Source organism: Brasilonema bromeliae SPC951, assembly GCF_012912135.1.
Lineage (GTDB): Bacteria > Cyanobacteriota > Cyanobacteriia > Cyanobacteriales > Nostocaceae > Brasilonema > Brasilonema bromeliae.
In genome coordinates, this window is sequence record NZ_QMEB01000049.1 from 1 (window position 1) to 8,882 (window position 8,882).

An 8,882-nucleotide genomic window follows, 5' to 3' on the forward strand; every position below is an offset into this window, starting at 1 on the left:
CAATGATTGACTAAACCAAAATAATATGCAAGTTAAAAGCGTAACAGCTTATCAAGTCCGCTTGTTTAGTTATCCTATCCGCAAAACCTCACCCCCATCCCCTCTCCTTCCTCTCCTTATTAAGGAGAGGGGTGCCCGACAGGGCGGGGTGAGGTGATACGCGTGAAGGCAGTGGAGTATCAATCTACACAGAAGCCCTCAACTGTTCCTCAGAAACCCAAGCACCGTGGAACCCATAAGGTACACGCTGAGGAATAATTACTCGTGCTATTGGTTCACCTGTCATATCCTGCGCATTAACTATCACGAGTTCAGAAGTATCTTCTGCGGTGTCGTGAACAAAAGTCATAAGCCAACCGTCATCCTCTGCTTTTGCATTAGGACGTGGTGCAAAGACAGGTTCACCACCATAACGTCCTTTTCCAAATTCGTGGGTTTGCGATTGCCCAGTGTTGAAGTCGTACTTAATAATACTATTGAACACAGGTTGACCCTTTGCTAGTTTGCCAGTGTATCCGTATCGTGTTTTTTGTCCCAACCAATTCTCATTGACACGGGGAAATTCACAAGGGACATCATCTAGCATTTCCTCACTCACCTTGCCCGTACTCAGATTAAACCGCCACCGATACAAACGGGGGATATCTGCTTCCGGATCAGGTTGTGAGTCTTTTGAACCCAATACATTCGTAGAATTCATGCGACAAGCAATCAACACCACCTCGTCACCCTCCTCGTAAGCATTGAGGGTGTGGAAGACATAGCAAGCGGGACTCTCAAACCAGCGAATATTACTGTTATTGCCATAACGCGGAACAATACCAAAGCGACTGGGTTTGTCACGATCAAACGCTGTCATAGGTTCGCCCAGTTTTTTCTTTTCTATATTGAAAGTCAGCGGCAAATCCATGAAAATTGTGTAGTCTTCAGTGATGGCAAAATCATGCATCATCACGGCTGCTGGTATGTCAATAGGTTCTGTCTGCAAAAGTTCGCCTTGTGGTGAAACCACGCTGTATTGCAGATACGGTGGTGTGAAGCCGTAACCAAAAAACATCATCTCACCCGTGACTGGATCTACCTTGGGATGAGCAGTCATTGCTGAAACAAGGTTGCCATTGTAGGTATACTCACCAATAGTGTTTAACTCAGGAACCTTGATAGCGTGAGGTGCACCTCCTTCCCACAACGCCAAAAGTTGACCTGCGTGCCACACAAGAGCAGTGTTAGCGGTATTCTTGCTTTGTTTGTGGGGCTTGTCTTTTGGTGGCGGTTCTACGAACCCAGTCCACAGAGATTTACGTGCTTCATTCTCAATTTTCCATCCTTTTGTCCGCACATAGCGGTTGCGATAGGCAGCTTTACCGTCGCTAATTCGCACTCCATGCAACATTCCATCGCCATCAAACCAATGATACTGTCCTATGGGTGTCCATTGGGGATTCGGACCATTGCGCAGAAATATTCCTGATAAGTCGGGAGGGAGTTCACCTATGACTTGCAGGCTGTTGGTAGAGGTTTCTTGATGCACTGGCGCAAAGTTACCATCAAGAAAAGGGTTGACTTGTGTTGTTCTCATGATTGGTGTCCCAAACCCAAATCAATATGCTATCGGTACTTCGCTATATTAGCCATAGCCCCACTAACTGCGCTCAACGCACAGTGAGGAATTCAAAATTCCAAATTCAAAAAAATTCATTCCCTCAAGGGGTTGACTCTTGACCAATGATTAATCTAGTATACCGACTTCTATGAGTTTAACTCTTTATTTCCTCCGTCACGGACAGACAGAATGCAGTCGAAATAATTTTTTCTGTGGTTCGGTAGATCCAGAACTAACCACAGATGGCTTGGAGATGGCAAAAGCTTTTGCGACTGCATACAGTTCTACCCCCTGGACAGCAATTTTTTGCTCTCCTATGGGACGAACCATAGCCACGGCGAAACCTTTGTGTGACGCAATCGGGATGCAACCACAACTGCGGGATGGCTTGAAGGAAATCAACTATGGCAAATGGGAAAGCAAAACACCAGAGGCGGTGAATCAAGAATTTCATGATGATTATATCCGGTGGTTAGCAGATCCCGCTTGGTACGCGCCTACTGGGGGGGAGATGGCGATCGCCATAGCATCTCGTGCTACCCAAGTTATTGAAGAAATCAAGCAGCGTTACAGCAGTGGCAATGTTTTAATTGTTTCTCACAAAGCAACCATCAGAATTATGCTGTGCAGTTTGTTGGGAATTGACGTAGGGCGCTTTCGCTATCGTTTGGGATGCCCTGTAGGTTCCGTAAGTATTGTAGAATTTGGCTCACATGGTCCTTTACTTAAAGCATTAGCTGACCGTACTCATATGGGTGAGGAGTTACGGAATTTACCAGGAACCTAACAGTTAGCAGTTATCAGTTATCAGTTTTAGAGATGATTTATCTCTCGTTCCCATGCTCTGCATAGGAATGCGATCGCCCAGGCTCTGCCTCCAAACAATTATATTGAGGCAGACGAGGAATTTGCAACCCAGCCAGTACCAGAACAACTCACCATAACTGGTTTTCTAAATTTTGAATCAGCGAATGAGCGAATTACTTATGCTTCCTGTTGTATCTACCATTCCACTGCGCCACATGGCTTCAGGCGATGTCTTATCCCTGCAAGTCTACAAATTCATTGGCGCTCAACCGGGCAAAAAAGTTTACATTCAATCTAATTTACATGGTGCGGAAATCGCTGGTAATGCTGTTATTCACCAGCTAATTGAATTTTTACAGACGGTAAATGATACAGACTTATACGGTGAAATTTGGTTAGTTCCTGTTTGTAACCCAATGTCAACCAATCAGCGATCGCACATTTTTTCCTCAGGACAATTCTGTAGTTATGAAGGAAAAGATTGGAATCGTATTTTTTGGGACTACGAAAAGCACGCTGACGATTTCTTGGCATTTGCTAAATCTCAAATCAATTTTGAAAAAGAGGTGGTGAGAAAAAACTACCAGGCTAAAATTCAGCAAAGTTTTGCCAAAATTTTAGAAAAAATTAACTCCTCCTGTGGAGTTCCTTACACAGAACGCTTTAGCTACAGACTGCAATCTCTGAGTTTAGATGCAGATTATTTGATTGACTTACACAGTCACGCCAATCAAGGATTAAACTATCTTTATCTCTACCGTAATAGAGAAGAAAGTGCAAAATATTTCTTACTTCCATTTGGAATTCAATTTGTTGAATTTAGATGCGATGAAGATGCTTTTGATAAAACCTTTATCCAACCTTGGTTAGCTTTGGAAAAGCATTTCAAACAGCTTGGTAGAGAAATTAGGTTTGATATAGAGGCTTGGACACTCGAACTTGGTACAGGAATGCAAATGAACCCAGATTCAGTGGAGAAAGGTATTCGAGGTGTGAAAAACTATTTAGCACATAAAGGTGTTTTACAAATCTCTGGATTTCCTCTCAAGGAAAGCGAATCTCATAGCATGAGTTTGAAGCCAAGGACTCAAATGAAAAGATATTATGCTCCAACAGGTGGAATGATTCAATCAAGAGTGGAATTGGGAAGTTCTGTAAAAGCTGGAGAGCGAATTTATCAAATTTTGAGTTTTCATAAAGACGGTACATTACCAACTGTGATTGATATTAGTGCAGAACAAGATGGATTTGTTTTCGATATCTCAAGCAATCAGGCAGTTAACGAAGGCGAGTTTGTGCTTGGAATGATTGAATAGTGTCTTGTGACTTCAGTTTTCATTTAGAATGAGTCATTCTGTTTGAAAAGGCTCATTGAAAAAGTGGGCAGTGATAGATAAGTCAATTAAAATAAGATTAAGTAATTATAGCGGTTATCGTTTGAATCACATATACAACGGCATATATAGAAGTGAAATGTAACGTCGAAACTGTATTGTATGTAACGATTATCCGCTATAGTATAAATTCAGTGGTAGTTTGATGTTTGATTTGTATTTGTACAAAAAGTTACGTTATCCGAAATCTAAAATATGATGGTAGAGCCAGGGAGAAATAGTAGTCAAAATGATATCTTCTCTCTTTCAGGAGAAGTGGTAATTCCGCAGGCTCCTCCTGAATATAAATCAGGTTTTGTCGGCATTATTGGTCGTCCTAATGTCGGTAAATCTACGTTAATGAATCAATTAGTTGGACAAAAAATTGCTATTACATCACCAGTAGCACAAACAACACGTAATCGGTTACGAGGTATTCTCACCACCCCAGAAGCGCAGATTATTTTTGTGGATACCCCAGGAATTCATAAACCCCATCATCAATTGGGGGAAGTGCTGGTAAAAAATGCCAAACTAGCCATTGAATCGGTAGATATGGTGTTGTTTGTGGTGGATGGATCGACGAATTGTGGAACGGGCGATCGCTATGTGGCTGATTTACTCACTCACAGCACAACACCAGTAATTTTAGGGTTAAACAAAATTGACGAACAGCCTTCAAATTTCCAGACAATAGACAATAGTTACACCGAATTGGCAAGGGAGCATCAGTGGCAAACAAGAAAATTTTCTGCCAAAACTGGTGTCGGATTACCTGAACTGCAACAATTATTAATTGAACACTTAGAACTAGGACCATTATATTATCCACCAGACTTAGTAACAGACCAGCCAGAACGCTTTATTATGGGCGAATTGATTCGAGAACAAATTTTGCTGTTAACTCGTGAAGAAGTACCCCATTCAGTTGCGATCGCCATTGACTTAGTGGAAGAAACACCAGCTATTACCCGTGTACTTGCGACTATACACGTTGAGCGCGATTCCCAAAAAGGAATTCTCATCGGTAAAGGCGGAGCAATGTTAAAAGCTGTTGGTAGTGCAGCGCGCGAACAAATGCAAAAGTTGATTGCAGGAAAAGTTTACCTGGAATTGTTCGTTAAAGTTCAACCAAAATGGCGTCAGTCTCGGATACGTTTGGCAGAGTTGGGGTATCGCGTGGAAGAATAAAAAATGTCTCAGGATAATACCTTACGCTTAAATCTACCAGCCAATACTTCTGTGCTGCGAATTTTAATTGTAGAAGATGATCCAATGATGCAACTGGGGTTAGAACAGTCATTAATGGCTCATCCTCAGTTGGAAATTGTCGGACAAGCAGAAGATGGCTACTTGGGTGTGCAAGCAGCACTGAAATTAAAACCGGATTTGGTGGTGATGGATATTGGTTTACCCCGGTTGGATGGGATTGCTGCAACACAGCAAATTAAAGCAGCATTACCAGAAACTCACGTTGTGATGCTGACATCGCATCAAACAGATACAGAAATTATTGCGGCGTTGTCTAGCGGTGCTGATGCTTATTGTATCAAAGGGGCGAGTGTGGAGCGACTGTTGAGTGCGATCGCCGCCGCAGTTGAAGGTGCAACCTACCTCGATCCTCAAGTTGCTAGACGAGTCATTGATAATCTCAAACCCCCTTCTCCCAGTGGAAACACAGCAAATCTATCTCAGCGCGAGTTAGAAGTCTTGAGACTGATGGTAGAAGGCTTAAGTAATCCAGAAATTGCACAAAAGCTTTATTTGAGTCCCAATACTGTCAAAACTCATGTTCGGGGAATTATGAATAAGTTATCTGTAGACGATCGCGTGCAAGCTGCAGTTGTCGCATTGCGTTCTGGGTTGGTGTGAAAAAAAATCCAACTTACGATATGTCATTGCGAGTGGAACGAAGTGGAGCGAAGCAATCGCAAGAATCGTATTTTATGTTTTTTATGTTGAGCTACTTATAAAATCTCGTTTCCAGGTTCTACCTGGAAATGCAGTTTCAGCGGCTCTGCCGCAAGTAAACTATGCTTGCTTTGCAATAATGATTAAAGGACAAAAAGTAGGTGTAACTGTTATGCAATCTATTTTCTGGAGTGTGGAAGAAGTTGCTCTAAGAGCCAAACAGTTTTACGAAAACGATATTCGTCAACATGTTGAGTATGGCGATAATATTGGCAAGATGATTGTGATTGATGCAGAGACTGGCGAATATGGAATCGATCCAACTGGCGTAGAGACAGCGTTAAAGTTAAAACACCAAAAACCAAACGCGAGATTGTTTACTATACGGATTGGTTATGACGTTGCTGTAAGCTTTGGTGGCGCAATGGAACGTATTGCCAAGTGATTTATGGAAAAGTAATTGATGGTAGAGCAATAGTTCCAGTGGTTTTTCGCTTACCTTCACAACCAGATTTTTCGTTGGATTTTGTAATTGATACTGGATTTAATGACCATCTGACTTTACCACCACAAGCAGTTAGTGCTATGAATCTTCCTTTATATTCCACTACATCTGCAAGGTTAGCCGACGGTAGCGAAGCTTTATTATCTATACATTTGGCAACAATTGTATAGATAATAAAGAAAAGTTAGTTCCAGTTTTAGCTTCTGGTTATAAACCTTTGCTTGGAACTGCTCTGATGGTAGGATATCATTTAGCAATAGATTTTCAAGACAATGGTTTAGTTTCGTTAGAAAAACTCTAAGCAATTAGTATTGGCGATACGCCGCCAGAAGAAAAAAATACCAGGCGATTAGAAATCGCGGCTACAAAAACAAAGCCTGCCTCCGCAGGCTAAATTATTAGTCCTAGGATTCCATTTGATTTTTGAAAAAGATGGCGCTAGCCACCCATCTTCAGCCATCCAAAAACTTGATTGACGGTTAATGTCAGTTCATCTGGTAACACAGGCAATAAATCCTCTCCCATAAGTAGTAAAGGCTGTTGCTCACGGAGAAATACTAAGATACTGACATCATCAGGATCAATAAACCATCCGAGGCGACTACCATGTTTTAAGCAATAAAGAATGTTACCAATCACTTTGTTGGGTTTTTGTTCTGGCGAGAGAATCTCAATCGTCCAATCTGGCGGTAGTTCAAAGTTATCAGGAACTTGATCATCAATCAGAAATGGTATGCGCTTCCACAGAAATATAGCCACATCCGGTACAATTGAGCGTTCCCCGAAACTACATCGTAACTCGGGAAAAGCATAGGCAATCCTCTTATCCTCTGCAACTTGATTGACTGCTGCACAGAGTTTACATTGCAAGCGGCTATGTCTCCCCTTCGGCATTGGCTTTTGAATAATCTCACCGTTAATATATTCGCTGGCTGGCTTGGTTTCAGGGAGCTTCAGGAACTCCTCTAGGGTAAGAGAGTGGAGAGTTGTAGCGCTCATGGCTCCTGAATCAGTACGAAGATGTGTTCTCAGTTTAGCAAAACGCAGCTGGCTAGCTCATTTGACAGGCGCGTCCTTGGGGGACACTCCGTGCGATCGCTTCGCTTGGTTCTGCTGCTAAATTAGGTATTAACCAAGGAATGACCTTTACCATTGCTAAAATATTGCCGTATGGACATTACAATAATCAACACCGAGGGTCAGATCCCTATTCCTCCCAATATTCAAGAACAGCTTGGACTTCTACCTGGCACAGCAATTGAGCTTGAAGTCATCGGTGATACGCTTCATCTTCGTAAGCAACCAACTTCAAGTCGGGGAGCACAACTCATTACTGCCATACGTGGCAAAGCTACCAGAGAATTGAGAACTGACGAGATTATGCAACTCACCCGCCAAACCAATGACTGACATTCTGGTTGATAGCAACGTTATCCTGGATGTTTTGACCGAAGATCGCCAGTGGTTTGATTGGTCATCTCAAATGCTAACAGAATACGCTAATCGGGGAAATTTGGTAATTAACCCCATTATTTACGCTGAAATTTCGATTGGATTTAATCAACCTGAAGAACTAGAAGCAGCTCTACCTCAAGATTTCTTTCGTCGCGATCCATTGCCTTATAAAGCAGCATTCTTAGCAGGACAAAGCTTTCTGGAGTATCGCCGTCGTGGCGGTGAGCGCCGCTCTCCATTACCAGACTTTTACATTGGTGCCCATGCTGCCATCACAGCCATGCCCTTACTAACCAGAGATGTTAACCGTTACTCTACTTATTTTCCATCAGTTCAACTCATTACACCATAGGAAATTACAATTTTTTATCCTTCGTCTAGCCCAAACTCCTGACGCAGATCCTCAATAGTTCTAGGTTGATTAGTTTTTGCTTTAACACGTTCCAAAGCATCTAAAAGACGTGCTGCATTCTCTGGTGACTGAAACAAATAAGCTGTTTCTATAATGCTATTTAGTTCCGCAGTAGGAATGACGGATACGCTTTGCAAACCTTCACGAGTCACAACGACAGGTTCACGACTTGTGATTGCTTCGTTATAAATTTTGTCAAAGTTGTTGCAAGCTTCAGTGTAGGTTGTCTGGCTAGTCATTTTTTACTCCTGACTTTCTTTATTACTTTCATAATTTTCTTTCTGATCACCTTCCAATCTGTTCTATAAAAAACCCAAATTAAAGCACATCCTAAAGCACTTAAAGCAAATCCTTCAGCAAATCCTAAAAAATATGCTAAAGGATTTGCTGAAACAACACCACCTTGTACTACTAAAGCAAATACTAAAGCAATCCTCGACCAATAATATTGAAGAAATGTAATTGCTAATCTCATGTAAGAGCGATGATGCCAAGCTTGGTAAAAAGCTGAATAAGGCATATTTTGGGCGCAATGTAAGATAACTTGGTAACGCTTTTTGTTCGGTTTGGAGTCACTGCCCAAGACAATGACAACTTCCGCTATCTGATCTGCTGTCAAAATATTTTCTAAGCTTTGTGCCGCTTGCCAACGGGTATAATCATCCTTGGAGTTGCGGGTTAAATCGACTAAAGCCCTGATGGCATCAGAGTTGCCAGCACCAATTTTCACTAAGCTTTGTGCCGCTTGCCAACGGGTATAATCATCCTTGGAGTTGCGGGTTAAATCGACTAAAGCCCTGATGGCATCAGAGTTGC

The 8,882-nt window shown here is 42.1% G+C and carries 11 protein-coding genes and 1 pseudogene; 8 read left to right on the top strand and 4 right to left on the bottom strand.

What is annotated here, in order from left to right:
* Positions 1 to 184: 184 nt before the first annotated feature.
* Entirely contained in the window at positions 185 to 1,579 is a 1,395-nt protein-coding gene (locus DP116_RS08710) for a carotenoid oxygenase family protein (protein WP_169154815.1), read from the bottom strand.
* A 172-nt stretch (positions 1,580 to 1,751) separates the two neighbouring features.
* On the opposite strand from DP116_RS08710, the gene DP116_RS08715 reads away from it, so the two are divergent.
* From DP116_RS08715 to DP116_RS30705, 6 genes and pseudogenes are all read left to right on the top strand, one after another.
* Complete coding sequence (locus tag DP116_RS08715) at positions 1,752 to 2,390, top strand: histidine phosphatase family protein (protein ID WP_169154816.1); 639 nt, start codon at positions 1,752 to 1,754, stop codon at positions 2,388 to 2,390.
* A 199-nt stretch (positions 2,391 to 2,589) separates the two neighbouring features.
* The gene (locus tag DP116_RS08720) at positions 2,590 to 3,726 is read left to right on the top strand and encodes a succinylglutamate desuccinylase/aspartoacylase family protein (RefSeq protein ID WP_169154837.1); all 1,137 of its coding nucleotides are present in this window, start codon (positions 2,590 to 2,592) and stop codon (positions 3,724 to 3,726) included.
* Between the two features lie 273 nt (positions 3,727 to 3,999).
* Positions 4,000 to 4,974 (top strand): GTPase Era, encoded by a 975-nt coding sequence (gene era / locus DP116_RS08725; protein ID WP_169154817.1) that lies wholly within the window; start codon positions 4,000 to 4,002, stop codon positions 4,972 to 4,974.
* Positions 4,975 to 4,977: 3 nt separating this feature from the next.
* The gene (locus tag DP116_RS08730) at positions 4,978 to 5,655 is read left to right on the top strand and encodes a response regulator (RefSeq protein WP_169154818.1); all 678 of its coding nucleotides are present in this window, start codon (positions 4,978 to 4,980) and stop codon (positions 5,653 to 5,655) included.
* Positions 5,656 to 5,866: 211 nt separating this feature from the next.
* Positions 5,867 to 6,139 carry a hypothetical protein gene (locus DP116_RS08735; protein WP_169154819.1) on the top strand — a complete coding sequence of 91 codons (273 nt, stop codon included), beginning with the start codon at positions 5,867 to 5,869 and terminating at the stop codon, positions 6,137 to 6,139.
* Positions 6,136 to 6,500: pseudogene (locus DP116_RS30705) on the top strand (clan AA aspartic protease). Before DP116_RS08735 ends, DP116_RS30705 begins: the two are co-directional and overlap by 4 nt.
* Before the next feature lie 137 nt (positions 6,501 to 6,637).
* Here the strand turns inward: DP116_RS30705 and DP116_RS08745 are convergent.
* Complete coding sequence (locus DP116_RS08745; protein WP_169154820.1) at positions 6,638 to 7,198, bottom strand: Uma2 family endonuclease; 561 nt, start codon at positions 7,196 to 7,198, stop codon at positions 6,638 to 6,640.
* A gap of 171 nt (positions 7,199 to 7,369) precedes the next feature.
* On the opposite strand from DP116_RS08745, the gene DP116_RS08750 reads away from it, so the two are divergent.
* Positions 7,370 to 7,609, top strand: a complete 240-nt coding sequence (locus DP116_RS08750; RefSeq protein WP_169154821.1) for an AbrB/MazE/SpoVT family DNA-binding domain-containing protein — start codon at positions 7,370 to 7,372, stop codon at positions 7,607 to 7,609.
* Entirely contained in the window at positions 7,602 to 8,006 is a 405-nt protein-coding gene (locus DP116_RS08755; RefSeq protein ID WP_169154822.1) for a type II toxin-antitoxin system VapC family toxin, read from the top strand. The genes DP116_RS08750 and DP116_RS08755 overlap by 8 nt, the downstream gene beginning before the upstream one ends.
* A 14-nt stretch (positions 8,007 to 8,020) precedes the next feature.
* Here the strand turns inward: DP116_RS08755 and DP116_RS08760 are convergent, their stop codons facing one another.
* Both DP116_RS08760 and DP116_RS08765 read right to left on the bottom strand, forming a co-directional pair.
* On the bottom strand, positions 8,021 to 8,305 hold the full coding sequence (locus tag DP116_RS08760) for a type II toxin-antitoxin system Phd/YefM family antitoxin (protein WP_169154823.1): 285 nt from the start codon (positions 8,303 to 8,305) through the stop codon (positions 8,021 to 8,023).
* Positions 8,302 to 8,882, bottom strand: a 581-nt coding sequence (locus tag DP116_RS08765) for a HEAT repeat domain-containing protein (RefSeq protein WP_169154838.1), incomplete at its 5' end; no start/stop codon positions are given. The genes DP116_RS08765 and DP116_RS08760, both read right to left, overlap by 4 nt.

Coding starts and splice junctions, on each gene's coding strand:
- DP116_RS08735 (WP_169154819.1), top strand. CDS start 5,867: ATGCAATCTATTTTCTGGAGTGTGGAAGAAGTTGCTCTAAGAGCCAAA.
- DP116_RS08745 (WP_169154820.1), bottom strand. CDS start 7,198: ATGAGCGCTACAACTCTCCACTCTCTTACCCTAGAGGAGTTCCTGAAG.
- era (WP_169154817.1), top strand. CDS start 4,000: ATGATGGTAGAGCCAGGGAGAAATAGTAGTCAAAATGATATCTTCTCT.
- DP116_RS08730 (WP_169154818.1), top strand. CDS start 4,978: ATGTCTCAGGATAATACCTTACGCTTAAATCTACCAGCCAATACTTCT.
- DP116_RS08760 (WP_169154823.1), bottom strand. CDS start 8,305: ATGACTAGCCAGACAACCTACACTGAAGCTTGCAACAACTTTGACAAA.
- DP116_RS08750 (WP_169154821.1), top strand. CDS start 7,370: ATGGACATTACAATAATCAACACCGAGGGTCAGATCCCTATTCCTCCC.
- DP116_RS08720 (WP_169154837.1), top strand. CDS start 2,590: ATGCTTCCTGTTGTATCTACCATTCCACTGCGCCACATGGCTTCAGGC.
- DP116_RS08755 (WP_169154822.1), top strand. CDS start 7,602: ATGACTGACATTCTGGTTGATAGCAACGTTATCCTGGATGTTTTGACC.
- DP116_RS08715 (WP_169154816.1), top strand. CDS start 1,752: ATGAGTTTAACTCTTTATTTCCTCCGTCACGGACAGACAGAATGCAGT.
- DP116_RS08710 (WP_169154815.1), bottom strand. CDS start 1,579: ATGAGAACAACACAAGTCAACCCTTTTCTTGATGGTAACTTTGCGCCA.